Annotated in this window: 18 protein-coding genes; 9 read left to right on the top strand and 9 right to left on the bottom strand. The window is 53.6% G+C overall.

Annotated features, from left to right (window positions below; genetic code table 11):
* Positions 1 to 197 precede the first annotated feature (197 nt).
* The 5 genes from L6439_RS02625 to L6439_RS02605 all read left to right on the top strand — a co-directional run bounded on the left by L6439_RS02625 (position 198) and on the right by L6439_RS02605 (position 5,827).
* Positions 198 to 1,205: an ABC transporter ATP-binding protein gene (locus L6439_RS02625; RefSeq protein WP_168179728.1), complete on the top strand. Its 1,008-nt coding sequence runs from the start codon at positions 198 to 200 to the stop codon at positions 1,203 to 1,205.
* Positions 1,180 to 2,169 (top strand): ABC transporter ATP-binding protein, encoded by a 990-nt coding sequence (locus tag L6439_RS02620; RefSeq protein WP_168179729.1) that lies wholly within the window; start codon positions 1,180 to 1,182, stop codon positions 2,167 to 2,169. The genes L6439_RS02625 and L6439_RS02620 overlap by 26 nt, the downstream gene beginning before the upstream one ends.
* Before the next feature lie 27 nt (positions 2,170 to 2,196).
* Positions 2,197 to 3,792 (top strand): ABC transporter substrate-binding protein, encoded by a 1,596-nt coding sequence (locus L6439_RS02615; RefSeq protein ID WP_213470031.1) that lies wholly within the window; start codon positions 2,197 to 2,199, stop codon positions 3,790 to 3,792.
* Between the two features lie 115 nt (positions 3,793 to 3,907).
* Positions 3,908 to 4,912, top strand: a complete 1,005-nt coding sequence (locus tag L6439_RS02610; RefSeq protein WP_213470029.1) for an ABC transporter permease — start codon at positions 3,908 to 3,910, stop codon at positions 4,910 to 4,912.
* 12 nt (positions 4,913 to 4,924) lie between these two features.
* The gene (locus L6439_RS02605; protein ID WP_213470027.1) at positions 4,925 to 5,827 is read left to right on the top strand and encodes an ABC transporter permease; all 903 of its coding nucleotides are present in this window, start codon (positions 4,925 to 4,927) and stop codon (positions 5,825 to 5,827) included.
* Positions 5,828 to 5,885: 58 nt separating this feature from the next.
* Here the strand turns inward: L6439_RS02605 and L6439_RS02600 are convergent, their stop codons facing one another.
* The 9 genes from L6439_RS02600 to L6439_RS02560 form a co-directional block, all read right to left on the bottom strand.
* Positions 5,886 to 6,257 carry an iron chaperone gene (locus L6439_RS02600; RefSeq protein ID WP_168179733.1) on the bottom strand — a complete coding sequence of 124 codons (372 nt, stop codon included), beginning with the start codon at positions 6,255 to 6,257 and terminating at the stop codon, positions 5,886 to 5,888.
* A gap of 110 nt (positions 6,258 to 6,367) precedes the next feature.
* Positions 6,368 to 6,829, bottom strand: coding sequence for an NUDIX hydrolase (locus tag L6439_RS02595; RefSeq protein WP_213470025.1), 462 nt, complete (start codon positions 6,827 to 6,829; stop codon positions 6,368 to 6,370).
* Entirely contained in the window at positions 6,823 to 7,701 is an 879-nt protein-coding gene (locus tag L6439_RS02590; protein WP_213470023.1) for a phosphotransferase, read from the bottom strand. The genes L6439_RS02595 and L6439_RS02590 overlap by 7 nt, the downstream gene beginning before the upstream one ends.
* A gap of 206 nt (positions 7,702 to 7,907) precedes the next feature.
* A complete protein-coding gene (locus tag L6439_RS02585; protein WP_168179736.1) occupies positions 7,908 to 9,374 on the bottom strand; it encodes a PH domain-containing protein in 1,467 nt (488 codons plus the stop codon).
* Complete coding sequence (locus L6439_RS02580; protein WP_168179737.1) at positions 9,367 to 9,843, bottom strand: PH domain-containing protein; 477 nt, start codon at positions 9,841 to 9,843, stop codon at positions 9,367 to 9,369. The genes L6439_RS02585 and L6439_RS02580 overlap by 8 nt, the downstream gene beginning before the upstream one ends.
* A 32-nt stretch (positions 9,844 to 9,875) precedes the next feature.
* On the bottom strand, positions 9,876 to 10,940 hold the full coding sequence (locus L6439_RS02575; RefSeq protein WP_168179738.1) for a LolA family protein: 1,065 nt from the start codon (positions 10,938 to 10,940) through the stop codon (positions 9,876 to 9,878).
* A 15-nt stretch (positions 10,941 to 10,955) separates the two neighbouring features.
* Entirely contained in the window at positions 10,956 to 12,413 is a 1,458-nt protein-coding gene (locus tag L6439_RS02570) for a sensor histidine kinase (protein ID WP_168179739.1), read from the bottom strand.
* Positions 12,410 to 13,114 (bottom strand): response regulator transcription factor, encoded by a 705-nt coding sequence (locus L6439_RS02565; protein ID WP_168179740.1) that lies wholly within the window; start codon positions 13,112 to 13,114, stop codon positions 12,410 to 12,412. The genes L6439_RS02570 and L6439_RS02565 overlap by 4 nt, the downstream gene beginning before the upstream one ends.
* Positions 13,115 to 13,354: 240 nt before the next feature.
* Positions 13,355 to 14,305: a hypothetical protein gene (locus L6439_RS02560; protein WP_168179741.1), complete on the bottom strand. Its 951-nt coding sequence runs from the start codon at positions 14,303 to 14,305 to the stop codon at positions 13,355 to 13,357.
* Between the two features lie 236 nt (positions 14,306 to 14,541).
* On the opposite strand from L6439_RS02560, the gene L6439_RS02550 reads away from it, so the two are divergent.
* The 4 genes from L6439_RS02550 (at position 14,542) to L6439_RS02535 (ending at position 18,718) form a co-directional block, all read left to right on the top strand.
* On the top strand, positions 14,542 to 15,243 hold the full coding sequence (locus L6439_RS02550) for a GntR family transcriptional regulator (RefSeq protein ID WP_168179742.1): 702 nt from the start codon (positions 14,542 to 14,544) through the stop codon (positions 15,241 to 15,243).
* A gap of 141 nt (positions 15,244 to 15,384) precedes the next feature.
* Complete coding sequence (locus L6439_RS02545; protein ID WP_168179753.1) at positions 15,385 to 16,377, top strand: ADP-ribosylglycohydrolase family protein; 993 nt, start codon at positions 15,385 to 15,387, stop codon at positions 16,375 to 16,377.
* Between the two features lie 55 nt (positions 16,378 to 16,432).
* Positions 16,433 to 17,791: a purine-cytosine permease family protein gene (locus tag L6439_RS02540; RefSeq protein WP_168179743.1), complete on the top strand. Its 1,359-nt coding sequence runs from the start codon at positions 16,433 to 16,435 to the stop codon at positions 17,789 to 17,791.
* Positions 17,792 to 17,803: 12 nt separating this feature from the next.
* Positions 17,804 to 18,718 carry a PfkB family carbohydrate kinase gene (locus L6439_RS02535; protein WP_168179744.1) on the top strand — a complete coding sequence of 305 codons (915 nt, stop codon included), beginning with the start codon at positions 17,804 to 17,806 and terminating at the stop codon, positions 18,716 to 18,718.
* Positions 18,719 to 18,755: the final 37 nt, after the last annotated feature.

Here is an 18,755-nt window from a genome sequence, read left to right as displayed (position 1 = left end):
CGATTGGTAGCGCTGAACTTAGATAGTCATCCATGACCTGTAATGGGTTGGATTGGATAACGCTCTGTGCTCTGTAAAATCCATTTCCTTCCATGATTGCTCGGACCGCTCTTATTCGTCAAGATTGCCAATTACTCATGTCAACTGCATAGTCGTGCATATAATTGATCACCTGTTCAAGAGGAGGAGAGTGCTTGATGTCTCCAATTATTGAAGTGAAGAAGTTAAGTATAAGCTTTCAGACGGATGTCGGCGTCGTTCCCGTTGTCAATTCGGTTAGTTTTCATCTTGATCCCGGCGAGATATTGGGGATTGTCGGAGAGTCCGGATGCGGCAAGAGTGTAACGTCCTTATCGCTTATGGGACTTATCCCGGCAAGAACGGGAAAGGTTAGCGGAGAGATCGAGTTTAAAGGGGAAACGCTCCCCATATTCTCGGAAGCGAAGATGCGGAAAATCCGCGGCAACAACATTTCCATGATCTTTCAGGAGCCAATGACCAGCCTGAACCCTTTATTTACGATCGGGGATCAATTAACCGAATCGCTAAGAATTCATAAAAAAGCAGATAAAAAACGAGCGAAGGCCAGAGCGGTAGAAATAATGAAGCAGGTAGGGCTGGGAAGAGCAGAGGCCTTAATGAATGAATATCCTCATCAACTCTCTGGCGGCATGAGGCAGAGGGTCATGATCGCCATGGCCATGATGTGCGAACCCGAGCTGCTTATCGCGGATGAACCGACTACCGCGTTGGATGTGACGATTCAAGCCCAAATCCTTGAGCTGATGAAGAAATTAAATCAGGACACAAAGACGGCGATAATGATGATTACGCATGATTTAGGCGTTGTGGCGGACATGTGCCAGCGAATGGCCGTTATGTATGCCGGCAAGATTGTGGAAGAAGGCGAAGTTCGAACGATTTTTCAACATCCCAAGCATCCTTACACCATCGGTCTCATCCAATCGGTTCCGGACATGCGAGCGAAAAAGAAAAGACTCTATTCGATACCGGGGCAGGTTCCAAAGCCGGGCTCTCACAGACAGGGCTGCTCCTTTGCCCCGCGTTGCGCGCATGCAGCGGAACGATGCGTGAGTGAAGAGCCCTCATTACAGAGCTTCGATAACGGACAAAAGGTGAGTTGCTGGTTGTACGAAGACGGGAAAGGAGCCGGCCTCCATGACTCAGCCATTAGTTCAAGTTGAAAACTTGAAAATGCATTTTCCGATAAAAGGAGGTCCTCTGGGGAAAACCGTAGGCGCGGTAAAAGCCGTAGACGGATTATCCTTTCATATCAACAGAGGGGAGACTCTCGGGCTTGTCGGCGAGAGCGGCTGCGGGAAGTCCACGACGGGAAGAATGCTGCTCAGACTTCTTGAGCCGAGCGAAGGACGCATTTATTTCGAAGGACAGGATATTACCAAGCTGTCCGGCAATGAACTGAGGAAGATGCGACGTAACATGCAAATGGTCTTTCAAGACCCCTTCGCCTCATTAAACCCGCGTCATACGATCGGAAAAATCCTGGAGGAACCGCTCATTGTCCATGGCGTAAAGGACAAGTCAGAACGAAAACGAAGAGTAAACGAATTATTGGAAGCCGTTGGCCTGAACAGCTTCCACGCATCCCGTTACCCCCACCAGTTCAGCGGCGGACAACGGCAGCGAATCGGCATAGCAAGGGCGCTCGCCATTCACCCGAAGCTTATTATCGCCGATGAGCCGGTATCCGCTCTGGACGTATCGATCCAGTCGCAAGTATTGAATCTTCTTCAGGATCTGCAGCAAGAATATGAGCTCACCTATCTATTCATCGCGCATGACTTAGGCGTTGTTCGTCATATCAGCGATCGGGTAGGCGTTATGTACTTGGGTCAACTGGTCGAAATATCCGACGCGGAAGATTTATACGACAAGCCGCTTCATCCCTACACCCAAGCGTTATTATCAGCCGTTCCCATCGCGGATGTTACCTGCCGGAGGGAACCGATTATCTTGGAGGGTGATGTGCCAAGTCCGGTTAACCCGCCAGCGGGGTGTCCGTTTCATACGAGGTGTCCGAAGGCATTTGAACCGTGTTCGGCGGCCCGGCCGCAACTAAGTGAATGTGAACCCGGTCATTACGTGGCTTGTCATTTATACGAACAAGTCCGCGTAGACATAAATTGAAAACGATTACAATGATAGGGGGATTTTATGAAGAAAACCGGTTGGCTCTTATTGACTTGCCTGCTGATCCTGTCTGTTGCGCTCGCTGGATGCAACAACGGGACACAAAGCAAGACCAATGAATCGGAAAGCGGCGGAACACTTATCTATGGAAGAGGAGCGGATTCCACAGCGCTTGATCCGGCCATCACCACAGAAGGGGAATCCTTTATTGTCACCCAGCAAATTTATGAAACGCTTGTAAAGTATAAAACAGAAAATACGGAGATCGAACCAGGACTTGCGGAAAAGTGGGAAGTTGCCGAAGATGGCTTGACCTACACGTTTCACCTGCGGAAAGACGTAACGTTTCACGATGGTACGGACTTCAACGCGGAAGCGGTCGCAACCAACTTCCAACGCTGGGCCCGAAGTAAAGACGCAGCCAAATTTTCCTACTACTCTTCCATGTTCGGCGGATTTGAAGGGGATCCCGGTCATGTCATTAAAGAGGTAAAAGCGAAAGACGAGCATACCGTGGTGTTCACTTTGAATCGTCCGCAAGCTCCATTCTTGAAGAACCTGGCGATGAGCATGTTTGCGATCGCCAGCCCTAATGCGCTAGAGAAATACGGGGATGATTTTACGAAAAACCCGGTGGGAACAGGGCCGTTCAAATTTAAATCATGGAAAGCGAATGACACGATCGAGCTTGTCAAAAATGAAGATTACTGGCAAGCCGGCCTTCCCAAGCTAGACGGCGTAAAGTTCAAGGTCATTGCCGACAACTCGGCCCGGCTTAATGCCCTGATGAAAGGCGAGCTTGATTTGATGGATGGCCTAAACCCTAGCGATCTGGGTCAAGTAAAAGGAAACAGCAAATTGCAGCTATTCGAAAGACCGTCGATGAACGTAGGCTACTTTGGCTTCAATACGGAAAAGGCCCCTTTTGATAAAAAAGAAGTCCGTCAGGCAATCAGCCATCTCATTAACAAAGAAGCCTTGATCGCCAACTTTTACGAAGGAACGGCAGAGCCCGCCAAAAACCCGATGCCGCCATCCATCAGCGGTTATAATGACGACATCGTCGACTATGAATATAGCGTGGAGAAAGCCAAAGCATTACTGAAAGCGGCCGGATTGGAAAACGGCTTTGAAATGGACCTGTGGGCAATGCCTGTGGCGAGACCTTATATGCCGGATGGCCAAAAAATAGCAGTAGCGATTCAAGCTGCATTGAAGGAAGTCAATATTAAAGCAAACATCGTAACGTTTGACTGGGGCACTTACCTAGAGAAGGTGCAAGCCGGAGAAGCACCAACGTTTATGCTTGGCTGGACGGGAGATAATGGGGACGCCGATAACTTCTTATATACATTATTGGATAAAGACAACATCGGATCGAACAATTACTCGCGTTACAGCAATGACGAATTGCATGACATCCTGATCGAAGCGCAATCCAATCCTGATGAGAATAAACGCAATGAGCTGTACAAAAAAGCACAGGAAATGATTCATGAGGAAGCGCCTTGGGTTCCTCTGGCTCACTCGAAGCCTCAGCTTGCAGGCATCAAAGAAATTCAAGGATTTTTCCCGCATCCAACGGGATCTCAAGCCTTTACGAACGTATCGATCCAATAATCGCAGCGAGGGAGGCCCTGGATGCGGCTATCTGAAGAATAGCATGACAATGAGGAGTATGGCGGGATCATGCTCCTCCCTTTTTACAAGCAGGTTGAAAAAGAGGTGAGCAGATTTGTTCTCTTTCACAATGAAACGGCTGGGAGCCTTAATTCCGGTGCTTCTGGGAATGGCGTTCATCGTGTTCATGATGATTCGGGCCATTCCCGGCAACCCGGCACAGCTTATTCTTGGCCAGCAGGCCACAAAGGATGCCGTGGCGGCACTGACCAAGGAATTAGGATTAGACCAGCCATGGTATGTACAATTTTTTAAATACTTGGGCGGATTATTTACAGGGGATTTGGGCGTTTCCCTCAAAACAAGAACGCCAGTCGCCGAGGAAATTTGGCCTTACTTGGCAGCAACGATCGAACTTGCCGTCATTGCTATGATTATTGCGGTTGTCATTGGCGTAAATGCCGGGATTATTTCAGCATGGTTCCAAAATTCATGGTTCGATTATGTGGCCATGATTATCGCGCTTATCGGCGTATCGATGCCTATTTTTTGGCTTGGCCTGATGGAACAATACATCGTCGCGCTGAAATGGGATCTTTTACCGACGACCGGGCGCGATAATATACGGGATCCCGTGGAGGCGATCACGAATTTATATTTGATTGATTCGTTGCTGCACAGGAGATTCGATCAATTCATCGAGGTGATCCGTCATTTAATCTTGCCTGGCATTGCCTTGGCCACGATTCCAATGGCGATCATAGCCCGAATGACCAGATCCTCCATGCTCGAGGTGATGCGCTCCGATTTTATCCGCACAGCCCGCGCCAAAGGAATGCGCATGTTCTGGGTGGTGTACAAACATTCCTTGAAAAACGCGTTAATTCCGGTTGTGACCGTCATCGGTCTGCAGACAGGCATGCTGCTCGGAGGGGCGATATTAACGGAGACCATATTCGGGTGGCCGGGAATTGGCACTTATATTTACAATGCGATTAATTACCGCGATTATCCGGTGATTCAATCTGGAATTTTAGTCATTGCCTTCATCTTTATTATGATTAATCTGTTCGTCGATTTGCTGTATGCGGCAATCGATCCGAGAATTAAGTATAAGTAGGAGGGAAATGTCATGGCCCAAATCGTCAGCAATCCCCCGCCGATCGCGGCTCCCCCCGTGAACGAAGAACCCTCCATCTCGCCATGGAAGGATGGGTGGAGAAGTTTTAGGAAAAATAAAGCCGCCCTTGCCGGCGTAGGCATCGTCATCTTTTTTCTTTTTCTGGCTGTTTTTGCGGATTTATTGGCTCCCTATTCCTATGATTCTCAAAAATTGACTGACAAGCATTTAGCCCCGTCGTCAGCGCACTGGTTTGGAACGGATGAATACGGGCGGGATATCCTGAGCCGGATCATTTATGGCGCCCGGCTGTCTTTATGGGTGGGCTTCGTCTCTGTTGCGGGGTCCATCATTGCTGGATCGGTACTAGGCCTGATAGCAGGGTATTACGGAAGATGGCTAGACATGTTTATCTCTAGACTCTTTGAAATATTACTGGCCTTCCCAAGCATTTTGCTAGCGATTGCCATTGTGGCTACATTGGGACCATCCCTACAAAATGCATTGATCGCCATTGCCATCATCAATATCCCGACCTTTGGCAGGTTGGTCCGTTCAAGAGTGCTGGCTATCAAGGAAGAGGAATATATCGCAGCGGCGAAAGCCATTGGAATGAAAGACGGCAGAGTCATCTTCCACCACATTCTTCCGAACAGTCTGGCCCCTATCATCGTGCAGGGCACGCTGGCCATTGCGACGGCTATCCTTGAATGCGCGGCATTGGGATTTCTGGGCTTGGGCGCGCAGGCTCCGGCATCGGAGTGGGGAACCATGCTGGCTGAATCCCGGAACTACATTCTTCAAGCGCCATGGACCGTATTATTCCCTGGGTTATCCATCATGTTGACTGTCCTCGGGTTTAATTTGATGGGAGACGGCCTGCGGGACGCGCTGGATCCGAAAATGAAAAGCTAAAGCATAGTCATAAAACAGCATTGCAGCGAGTCAGCCAAAACAAGGCTGGCTTTTGAACTTATTTTCGCCAAAAAGTTGAACAATCTGCCTTATCCAGAATGTTAAACTCGATCATTTTCTCAAGCAATGAGAAATCAACCGGACTATCCCACGGGATACGTACCAACTGCTTGGTGTGATCATAGCCCGCCTGCACAATTTCATCAGAAAAATGAATAATCCCTGCCCTTTCGGGGGCAACAGCCAAATGGTGTCTGGCTACGCTAAAGCCAATAATAAATGTGCCGTGATCGGTAAACATAGGCTGATTCCACGCAATTTTGGGCATCAAATTTGGAAATCGCCTCGTTATCCAAGCCAAAACCTCTTCCGTTCGCGCCTGATGCTGCGGGTTATCAATCTGCGCTAGATAGTCTGCAAAAACTTCCATGTTGTTCCCTCCACAAATAAAAATGATGCCGTTGAGAAAAGTTACTCAGATCTATTCGCCGCTATAACTCCTCCCAGAATCGCTCGGACACGTTTCCAACTTCGGCCCGTTCAGACGGTTAGGCCATGTCTTCGCTTCAACTCTGCCACGATAGGCGCGACCGGCGGGCTAATCTCGGCCGGGAGATCGTTAATAGCAAAAAATTGATACGCCCGGCTTTCTTCATCAATCGTTAATTCTCCCCTAAATTGATTACTTGTATAAACGACATCGACAATATACACCTCGTCCCCATTCGGATAGACATAATGGAGCTCTTCTCCCGAAAACACTCCGAAAAGACGAAGCTCCCCGACCGTAAGCCCGGTCTCCTCCAGCAGTTCTCTCCGCACCGCTTCCTCCGTGGTCTCGCCCAGTTCAATGGCCCCGCCCGGGAAACACCAGCGTCCGTTATCCGATCGGTTGAGCATCAGCACTTGCCGCGACGCGTTATACAATATAATGCTTGCGCCGCATAACAGCAACGGGTCGTGGCCAATACGGCTCCGCATCCTTTTGATATACTCTAGCATTGACTAGTGCCTCCCCCCTGCGTCTCCCTCAAGCTTCTTCGAATCTCCTGAACTAATAGGCTCTTCTCTTCTTCCGAAATGGCATCCGCAGATAACTTTCGTGCAGCAACAGGCACAAGCCATGGATATACTTCTTCATAGGTCATTCCCGATAACTTCGTATACTCATCCATAAAGATATCGATAATCGCTTCTCTCATCGGATCCAAAAATTCCGAGATGCTGCCGGGTAGCTCAGATGGCAGGACCGCATACCTGATCATTATCATATATTCGGCCAGGTCGGCCTCCGGATTCCCGATCGACGCGTTCATCCAATCGATAACCGCAACTTGGCCATCCTCACGAATGAACATATTGTTCGGATTCGGATCGCCATGACATAATTGCTGCTTGAGAGGTAGCGCATCCAAGATCGCGATAACCGCCTCTTTCTCAGCCAAAGTTAAATAATCAACACTTTGAATGGAGTATATCATCGTGCTTCTCTGGGAGGATGGCAGCTGGATAGCCGCTTGGTGTATTTCATATAATGCGCGGGCAGTGAGACGGATATCTTCCCCGTCAGGAATGCCGATTTTTCCCGCTGGCTGAGTTGGCTTCAGCGCCTTCTTCACAAAGCGCTCCATAATCGATTCCCCATAGATCCGCTCACACACGATGCCGGGGCGGCCGCCGATCTCTACCAGCTCATAAGGCCGGGCCACGGGAAGCCCATGCTCCCATGCCATCCGGTTATTGTGAAATTCCCGTCTCATCGCTTCCATGTCCGTATTCGCCTTGGCTACCTTGACGAGTTTGCTGCCGTCCTCCCACGCGAACACCTCAGAGCATCCGCCCTCACCGATCTTGCCCCCAAGCTTGCTATCCATGCTCAACGCACTCCTTTGAAAATAGGATGAGATGCCACCCATGCAATCCTGCCATTACTTCACCGCACTCTATCTATCAATCTACCACACTTTTCCTGCGTATTGGGAGCACCAACATGAGCGCGAACAAAAGTGACAAGCGCCACGGCAAAAAGACCGGACGCATCCTTGAACCGCCCGGTCTCTGAAGAGCGGCGACCGCCCTCCTAACTTCTTCTCTTTCTGCGCTGATACCACGCCCAAATCTCTTGCACATCCTGTTCATCCAGACAGGAAACCGAGAAATCATTGCCGTTCAGCAGATGAGCCTTGAGCGACATCAGACGCTTCGTCTCCTGAAAATACGTCCGCCCCATCTGCAAGGCGACAATTTGCGGGCGCAGCACATAGCAGGTCTTGCGCGCGATAATCCGGTTCCGCACAATGAACTGCCGATCCCGCAGCCCGACGCCGGCATCGCGGAAGCCCAGCCAGCCGGTGAGCAGCAGCGGAGGCAGCAGCGCCAGCACCCAATAGGCCCAGGCCCCCAGGAACCAGTATACGCCAATGAAGGCAAGCGCGAGGAACAGCAGGCGGTAGCGGATATAATACCACCAGGCCCGACGCGGCGCGCCATGCTGCACCGAACCGAGCTCGAAGCCCGGCAGGCAGCGCGACAGCAGCTGCGGAATGTCGCGGACCGGGACGTACGGATGCAGCATCAGCGATGCGTCCATGTCCGACGAGACGACGCGGACCTCGATCTCGGCATAGCCCAGCGCTTGGCGGAGCAGTCCCTCCTTCACGACGATGGCCTGGACGCGCTCCGGCTTGATGGCATTCATCTTTTTCTCGAACAACCCGTAGGTGATGACGATGCTCCCGTCCCGCTCCTCCGCCGTGAACCCGTAATACTTGACGATATAGAGCAAGGAGGACAGCAGCCAGGCGCCAAGCAGCGCCCCGGCGCCCATGATCGCGAGCGACACCGGCCCGGACACGCTCGATTCGATGGCATGGAGCAGTTGGTCCGAGATTCGCTTCGGCACAATCCGCTTCACAATGTCATCGGCGAACGAGAACAGCCCGGCGAAGAACGCCAGCACCAGCCCGGGATTCACCGTGCTAAGCGCGCCGACGAACAGTTGGCCTGCCGGCATGCGGACGAGGGGAAGCGCCCGGACGCCCTCCGCTTCCGGCCGGCACCCGGCATCGCTGCCGTCCGCCGCGGCGTCCTCCGGCCATTCGCGCCCCTGGCTGCGCTGCATGAGCAGGCTGCGCAGCTCCTCCGCCCTCTCCTGCGACAGCGCGGGGAGGACGCCGTCCGACTCGCCGCTTCCGCCCGGCGTCTCAATCTTCAGCTGCGCCATACCGAAGAGGCGCTGCAGCAGAGGCTGCTCCACCTGCACCGAATGAATCCGGCTGTAATAGATCGTCTTCTCATCCCGGAAGAACAGCCCCTGGCGGATCAGAAGCTTATCGGCTTCCACCTGATAGCGGAACCGCCGCCACTTGATGATGTCCGCCGCGAGGAACACCAGCAAGGCGGCCCCTCCAATGACAAGATAACGCTGCGGCTGCTGAGCCCCTTTGAAGAACAAGATCAGCAGCAGCGGCCATAGATTCCTCAGTGTTTTAACCAACGAGAATACGATGAACAACGGATGAAGGCGATTCTCCTGCCCCCTATTCATCGTCTTCCACCCTGGCGAGGACGGCGATGCGCTGCTTCAACGCTTCGGCGTCCGCCGATTTCAACCCTTGAATCTCATGGGTCGTGGCCGCGGTCACGATGGAGATCCGGGCCAGATCGAACTTCCGCAGCACGGGGCCGCTCGCCTTCTCGACATGCTGCACGCGGGTCATCGGCACGAGCACATATTTCCGGAAAAAGATGCCCGAATGAATCTCCACTTCCTCTTCTCGAACATCATAGCTAAAATAACGGTAAGTCAGCACGGGCGAGAGGAAAATATACCATGTGCCCGTCGCCAAAAAGAGAACGAAAGCAATCCAGCCCGGATACTTCACCCATCCCTGAATATGAGCCGCGATGGCGTAGGCGACGACCGCCGCGAAGAGAATAACATGGGCCGCGCATGCGCGAATGCGGGCCGCCTTCATGAAGTCCGGATGCAGCCGTCTGGTCGGTGCCTCGTTCATAATCCCCCTCCTTATCCAAGCCTGTCATCTCATCATCGGAGCTGCCCGGCAATCGACAGCACCTGTTCCTTCGTCATGGAATCCAACTCCGGCATGATGGTGTACCGCAGGCCATCCTCATCCCACCAGAGCGAATGGAGGGAGTCGTCGTATATCGCCGTCTGGCCGCGAGCCTCGACCTTCTCCACCCCGTAATCCGATTCCATGCTCGCTCCTTCCGGAGCCGAAGAGACGCTAAGCGTCAGATACGGCTTATCGTCCTTCCAATAATTCAGCGCGATCTCCGTCCGATCGAAGTCTTTTTGAAGGTCATACATCTTGATTTCCATCAGCTTCACACCGTCCGCCCGCCACTGGAGGAAGGTGCGGCCAAGCGCCGTCTCCGCCTCCTCCAGCGTCACCTTCCTCGTCTCCATCGCCGGATCCAGATCAAGCACGGGGATGCCTTTCGGGATTTCCAACTTGAACGTGTCCTCGTCGAATTTCGGAGACAAATCCAGCTTCGTATAGGTCGACTCCGAACGGATCGGCCCGCTTTCGAACACGCTTCTCAGCATCATCCATGTCTTCGGGTCAATCCACAGCTCCATCCGCTGGAACAGATCATCCTTCTTTTTCGAGACCGCCTTGAAATGAACCGTGTTCCACTCGCCGACCTTCTCTTCGCCCACTGTCTCGAAATCATGGGTGGCTTGCAGCTTTTCCAGCATCTGCTTCATCTGCTCCCGCTGCGTCAGCGGCGGGCTGTCACCCCGCACCGACATGCGGAAGGCTTCCCCTCCCGTCTGATCCCATACGATGAACTGATGCCCGTCGTTCACCGTAACGGTGCTGTCCTTCGCCGACGACACCTCGAGGCGCATCCGATCGGTCTCGCCATCCAGCCATTCCTTCATCAGGTAGCTGTCTTTTTGCTTCCCGTTCTCATAGGTGATGTTCAGGCTCTCCCCATAATAGGAGAATGATTCCTTCCCGTTCTCCAGCACCTTGTCCACAATCTGCTCTCCCGACAGATTGAACCCCAGATTGCTCCTACACCCGCTCGCCAGGAAGCTGCAGACGAGCAATATGCATAATCCGGCGCGAATTATCCTCATCACGGAACCTCCTCATTATCGGAACCGGCAAGCCACAAGCGTGCCGAACGATGCCTCTGACCATATCCGAATATCTCCGTCATGCTTCTCCACGATCATCTTCGCGATGCTCAGCCCCAGCCCCGAGCTGCCGGCATGCGCCTTCGTCCGGGAGGAATCCGGCTGATAGAAGGGGGTGAACAGCCGTTCCAGCTGTTCGGCCGGAATGGCCGCCCCTTGATTCTGCACGAGCAGAATCAGGCGTTCCCCCCGCCAAGCCTGCACCTCGTCCACGATCGTCGGAAAAATCCAGTCCGGCAGCGGCTGAGACGGCGAGCAGGCTCCAAGCCAGATCGAGCGTCCGCCGTCCGTATAGCGGATGGCATTGCCCATCAGATTATCGACCAGCCGAATCATTTGCTGGGCGTTCATATAGTAAGAGCCCGAGACGGCGCAGTCGGTCACGAGCCGGATCCCGCGATGAGCGCACAGTCCGTCATAGCCCGAGAAAAGCATCTCGAACAGCTCATCCCCGTCGACCTCGACCCGCTCCTCCAGCTTCTCCGACGATTTCAGCGCCGTATACATCGTCAGATTGTCCAGCATGCGCCGCATATGCGCAATCTTGTCGAAGAGAACGGCATAATAGTCGCTTTTCTCCTCCTCCGACAGCTCCCCTTCCTGCTGCAAGGCCTCGGCATAGGCATGAAGCGAGGTCAGCGGCGTCTTCAGATCATGGGACAGCGCGGCGACCATATACTCCCGTTCACGCTGCTCTTCCGCAAGATGCTCGCGGGCGCACTCGATCTGGGCGCGCATCTCTTGGAAACGGCCGATAAGCTCTCCCACCTCATCCTTCGCCCGATGGACCGGATTCGGCACGGACTCGCCGTTCGCGAAGGCGGCCATCTGCCTCATGAGCCCCTGCATCGGACGAATCAGCTTGCGGTGGAGAGCGAAGATCGCGGCCGCATACAGCAGGAGGAAGAACAGCACCCAGCCGCCGGCCACGATCAGCGTCCGGTTCTGGAACGCCTCCAGCCATTGATCGCGGACGATCGTAATCTCGTAGAATCCGGCCAGGTTCTCCTGCTCGAATACCGGCTTCTTGAGCGTGTAGGCCCGATGGGATTTGCGCATCTCATACAAATGCTCGTACAGCACCTCCGGCCGGACCCGGTACAGCTTCGGCGTCAGACTGTCCGCCATCGATGAAAACACGGTGACGCCGTCTGCCCGGTAGAGCGTAATCTTGAGCGAATCGCTCGCCTCCCGCTGCAGCGCGGCGAACCGTTCGTCCGGCTGCACCCGGTACAGCGACACATCCTGCAGCATCGGCTCGATCTCGGCCAGGAGGCCGGTCATTTCGATATACTCCTTCAGTTCCTGACGTTCGTCATAAGTATGAATAAGCTGATAGAACACATATCCGGCCAAGACCGGGAGCAGCATGGCGACGAGGAAGCACAGCATAAGCCAATGCTTGATCTTCATGGCAGCATTTCACCGATGAAGCGGTACCCGGTTCCCCATACCGTCTGAATATACCGCGGATCGCGAATATCCTCGCCCAGCTTCGTGCGGAGGCTCTTGACGTGAACCGACACCGTGTTGTTGCCCTCGATATTGACCTGATGCCACACCTGCTCGTACAATTCCTTCTTGGAAAAGGCGCGCTGCGGATGCTGAGCCAGCAGCTGAAGCAATGCCCATTCCTTCGCCGTCAGCGAAATCGGCTCCTCCTCCAGCGTGACGAGCTGGCGATCCTCGTCGATGACGAGACCGCCCTCATACTTTTTGAGGCGGGGCAGCTCCCCTTCGCTCGAGTAGCGGCGGAACCGCCGCAGATGCGAGCTGATGCGGGCCGACAGCTCGGACAAGCTGAACGGCTTCGTAATATAATCGTCCGCTCCCAGCTCCAATCCCCGCACCTTGCTCTCATCCTCCTGGCGGGCGCTAATGATAAGCAGCGGCACATTGCTGCTGAGGCGGATATTGCGGCATAGCGTATAGCCGTCCATCTCCGGCAGCATCAGATCGACCAGGATCAGATCGAACGAACCGGTATGGAAGTCCTCCCACCCTTCCGCCCCGGTGGAGGACCACGTTATTTTATAGCCTTGTCTGCGCAAATGATCCTGAACGATGCGCGCGATCTCTTTATCATCTTCAACAAGCAGCAGGTGCGCTGGCATATCCATCTCTCCTTGCCTTCTTGCTTTACCGTAAGTATATCGTTCTTGCACGAACGGCTTCTTATTTTAAAAGATTCTTTATAATCATACCGCAAAAGGCCCTCATATTGGATGCGTAAGCTTGGATTTCGTTCCTGATTCCGGCAGCTTCCCCACCGGGACGCCAATGGCCGCCCGGACTCTTCGCCGGGCGGCCATTGCGCGATCAAGCTATCTTATTCCGCTTCACATCAAAACCTGTTAAATATCTTTCAAGCAGGTCTCCGTTCGGTATTGTTCGTCTAATGTCAAGAAAGAAAGACCTTCAAAAATCAATGCTTTTGTCGGTCTGCCCATGTCATCCCATACCGCACCGGCCCACAAATTATCTTTATACGCAACCTCGTTGCTTTCATCGCCCCGGAAAAATAAATCATGGATCGGAACCGTTAACGTCCGGACGGCTCCCGGAGCATCATTGGACAAAATATAAGAGAATTGAACATCTCCCGTAAAATAGCTTTGGCTCTTTATTTTATAAACAGCCGGGGATGCATAGACATGGGAAATCAGAGTCCCCTTGGACATCGGCGGCAATTTGGCCGATGCGGATGAGTTGGTGGAGAAAGTTACCGTTTTGGCATCAGACGTCCCGCTTTGATTGGAATTCGTATATTCATACGACAACTCGCCCCCAACCTCTGCTTCATTTCCGAAAAAACTGGTTTTTACTTTGAAAGTCGCTTTAGCGCCGGCTTTATGGCTATGGGTGATCGATTTCGTCAGCGTGGAAGCGTTGGACACGGTATGCGTAAAATTATGCGATACCGTCAGTTCCTTGTCGGAACTCGGATTAAAGGCATCATGCTGTAATGTCTGTATCAGTTTCTCCGGCCCTCTCTGCACCAGCTCAAGTTCAATCTTAAAGTCCGGAACAACGCCTTGTTCTTCCACGTTGATTAACTTCACGTCCAGCACGTCCACTCTCACGCTGGGATGCAGTCCGTTATGAATCCAACGGACATAATTGGGAATCACTTTTCTCGCCGATTGTTCGATATTCACAACCTGTACCGCTTGGTAGGCGGATGATCGGAATTGGTTAGTTGCGTTCATTGCTTCCGCGCCGGCTGCGGAAATATTCCCTGTCGGCATTAGAACGGAAACGCTTAAGATCATCATGGCGGTTAGAAGTTTTAGTCTGGCCTGCATCAAATCATCTCCCTATCTCTACAAAGTTGAGTTGTCCGGTGCAGCGGCTGCCGCTGCGGCTCCCCCGTGAACATAACTTCACGATAACATGAAGTTCCTTCCAATATGACATAAGGATTGTTATATTATGTTTCGATAATATGGCCGCCGGCATGGAGACAAATGTAACTGCCGGACCCGCTCCGCTATGATACACTGCTTGTACGTACAACCGGACAAGAGGAAAGGAGGCTTGCATGCTTAACCGCAATGACTATACTCCCCTATATGTGCAGTTGCAGCGGATCATCAGACAAGATATTATTCGCGGGAAATATAAGGAGGGGGACATGATTCCTTCCGAGACGCAAATGATGAAGCTGTACGGCGTCACAAGGACAACCATACGCAAAGCGATATCGGATCTGGTCCATGAGGGCCTGTTAAGGCAAGTGCAGGGAAAAGGAAACTTCGTATGCCTCCGGGAAGTGAAGCATAATATTTGGAACTTCAGCGGCTTTACCGATTATGTGACGAAGAAGAATGAGATTCCCGTCTCGAAAGTAGTCGAGAAACGCATCCTGACGCAGGATGGACGGGAATGGATGAAGCTGGTTCGCGTAAGAGGGATCCAGAACAAGCTGTCCACCCTGTGGCTAACGATCGATACGTCGCTGGTTCCGCTGTCCGTTTTCCCGGGCATTGATCAGTATGACTTCTCGCGGCAATCGCTCTATAGCATTATGAAGCAGGAATATAAGACGGTTCCCAAGCATGCGCTCCTCCAGATCGAACCGATTCGGGGAGACAAGAGCACGCAAGAACTGCTGGCCTATGAAGAGGACATCCCGCTGCTGCAAGCAAATGGAACCGTTATCAGCGAAGACGAGGCCGAGATCGAGCGGGTTCAGGTCATCTATGGGCCCCATATGAATTTTAAAATTGTCGCCAGCATTTGAACATGGACGGAGACCTTACGTCTGCTCTTTCCCCGAGTGCGAGGGACAAGCAGAACTCTTTTTTCGTTCCGGCTTGTACCGGCTTGTACGTATAACCGGATAAGGTGCAGGTGTGAATAGAGTGAGGTGGAGATCGTAATGATGAAGCAAAAAATTGCCGGGGCTCTATACGGATTGGCCATCGGCGATGCGATGGGCATGCCGTCGGAGCTGTGGGCAAGAAGCAAGGTCAAGGAGTACTTCGGCACAATTACCGATTTTCTCGACGGGCCGCCGGAAAACGAAGTGGCCTGCAATTTTACGAAAGGGCAGTATACGGATGATACGGCGCAGGCGTTATTGATTTTGGACGCGCTTATTGAAAACAAGTTTGTTCCCGACACCTCCATTATCGCCCGGCATCTGTTGGACTGGGCGGATCGAATCGGCGCCTTCGACAACAATATTCTCGGGCCGAGCTCCAAGGCGGCCTTGGGAGCGATCAAGGAAGGCCGGGACCCCGAGCCCTTCACGTCCAGGGCGGAGACGAACGGCGCGGCCATGCGCATCGCTCCGATCGGATGCCTGTTCAGCCGGGATCGGAAGGCCGAATTGGCTCAATATGTATACGACATCAGCCGAGTGACGCATACGACCGATGTCGCCGTGAGCGGCGCGGCGATGGTTGCCGCGGCAGTCAGCTCCGCCCTGGAGGATCAGGATTGGGATACGATGATGCGGGATGCGCTGGAAGCTTACGATATCGCGCGTCACCTCGGAGCCGCCACCTATAGCCCGTCGTTGGCCGAGCGTCTGAAGCTGGCGCTTCAATACGCGAAGCAGTACGAGCACGATGAAGAGCGGTTCTCCCAGAAAATATACGACGTGATCGGAAGCGGCGTCTTGACGAGCGAGTCGGTGCCTGCGGCGCTGGCGATAGCTTACTACGCCAAGGACCCTCATCGCTGCAGCCTGATATGCGCGAACCTGGGCGGAGATACCGATACAATCGGGGCGATGGCGACCGCCATTTGCGGGGCCAGGGCCGGACTCGATGCGATCGATCCGCTGTGGATTGGGCGGATCGACGAGAGCAATTCCGTCGATTTGCATCATTACGCGAAGCGGCTTCTTTCCCATAGACACCGGAACTGAAGGAAGTACGCGCATCCATGCTAGACTAACATCGCATACCATGGGAGGAATAGTAATGAACACGCCGGAATCTTCGGTATTTATCCCCGCTTCGGACAGAAAAGGAACCCCCAAGGAATTGTTTTTCATTTGGTTTGCCGGCAACATCGGAATTTTGGGCGTCGTCTATGGCGCGATGATTGTCGGGTTTCAATTAAGCTTCCTGCAATCTCTGCTGGCGGCGGCCGCAGGGGCGCTCTCCTTCGCCTTGGTAGGCTATCTAAGCTTGGCCGGAAGAGATGCGGGCACGACGACCTTCGTGCTGTCCAGAGCCGCCTTCGGCTTCCGAGGCAATTATATTCCGACATTTATGGGCTGGATTAACCTGGTCGGCTGGCTCGCGGTCGGCGTCGTGACCGGAACATTGACGCTCTTGGCGCTGTTCAGCGTGTTCGGCATCGGTTCCAATCCATTGTTGACGCTGATCTGTTTGCTGGCCTTCGCCGCGCTCATCATCGGCTCCAGCATGTTCGGCCAAGAAGCGCTCGTCAAAATCCAAACCTTTTTCACCTATGTCTTTGGCGGGTTGACGCTTCTCGTCCTGCTGATCCTGATTCCGAAAACAAATTGGACGGAATTGATGAATATGAGCAATGGCAACTGGTTAACAGGCTTCTTGCCCGCGGTATCGATCATTATGGCCGGCACCGGGATCAGCTGGTCGATCGCTTCCGCCGACTATAGCTGCTACCAGAAGCCGGATCAATCATCCCGCTCCATCGTCGCCCGCGTCACCTTCGGGGCATTCATTCCGCTGTTCGTCATCATGAGCGTCGGCGTGCTGATGAGCACATCGGTGCCGGACTTGGCGGTCTCGGCCAACCCGATCGAGGTCATCAGCCAGGCGCTGCCGCGCTGGATGACGGTGCTTTACTTTGTCACCGCTCTGGGCGGCTTGATTCCGCAATGCATTATCGGTTTGAAGTCGGCGCGGGTCAACCTGGAAACCTTAAACATTCGAGTGAAAGAGTCCACATCGATTATCATACATTCGTTGTTTCTGATTTTGATTCCGGTATACACGCTGTTCGTATCCGAGGATTTCATGGGCAACTTCCAGACATTCCTGGGCTTGCTCGGCATCGGCATGGCGGCGTGGGCGGCGATCTTCCTCATCGACTATGTCAAAATCAGAAAGACAGCAGGGTACGACCCGCGCCTGCTCACGGATCCGGACTACAACAAGGTTAATTATGGCGGGGTATCCAGTTGGCTGGCCGGGGTGCTCGCCGGGTTCCTGTTCACCAATTCCCCGTTTTTCGACGGGCCTTTTGCCAAAGGCATGTTCCAGGACAACAGTCTGGGCGTACTCCTGGCCTTCGCCGCAAGCGCGGTTGTCTATTCTGTTCTGTTAACCGTTACCACCCGGAAATAGGAGGGAATCGAAGTGGCTGATCGGATATCTCGACTGAAAAATACGCGGAGCGATGCAAAAGTGCTCGTGCTCGGCGCCGCCGTCATCGATGTGATTATTCAACTGGATTCGCTGCCCCGAACCGGAGACGATGCCGCGGCCGAGCACCGGGAGACCCTTGTCGGCGGATGCGCCTACAACGTGGCCCATATTTTGAAGCAATTGCGGGTCGATCATGATCTGTTCGTCCCCGTAGGGGCAGGCGCCTATGCGGATATGATCCGGAAGCAACTGCAGGCCGACGGCTATCCGCTGCTGATCGAAGAGGATAGCGGCGATAACGGCTGGAATCTGTCGATTGTCGAGCAGGATGGCGAACGAACGTTCATTACGATCCCCGGAATCGAGACGAAATGGAAGCCGGCGTGGTTCGAACGGCACGACCTGGGCCAGTATGATTATATCTACTTGAGCGGCTACGAACTGGAGGGGCCTTCCGGCCGCGTCATTCTGGACGCGTTGGCGGCCAGACAAGCAACCTGCCGTATCATATTCGATCCGAGCCCAAGAGTGGGGTATCTCGATCGGGAGACGCTGCGGCGCGTGCTCGGCATGAATACGATCCTGCATTTGAACCGCGCGGAGCTGAGCGGATTAACGGGTGTGCAGGAACTGCATGACGCCGTTCGGGAGGCGTGCCGGCAGACCGGCCAGCCCGTCGTGGTGACGCTGGGCCGGGACGGCACGCTGCTCTGCACGCCGGAAGGAAGCGAAGTATTGCCGGCCGGCCAAGTCACCGTCGTCGACACGATCGGAGCCGGCGACTCGCATACGGGCGCCTTCATCGCCGGCCTTGCCAGCGGCTGGCCGCTCCGGGAGGCCTGCCTGCTCGGCAACGACATTGCGGGGCAGGTCGTGCAGCAGCAAGGAGGGAGATGGAGCCTGTAGCTTGATGGAGCGGCGCCGGCCCGGCTCAATCCAGCAG

Source organism: Paenibacillus dendritiformis (assembly GCF_021654795.1).
In the GTDB taxonomy this organism is placed as follows: domain Bacteria; phylum Bacillota; class Bacilli; order Paenibacillales; family Paenibacillaceae; genus Paenibacillus_B.
Note: the sequence above shows the minus strand (reverse complement) of the source record. Positions and strands in the feature narration are given on the sequence as shown.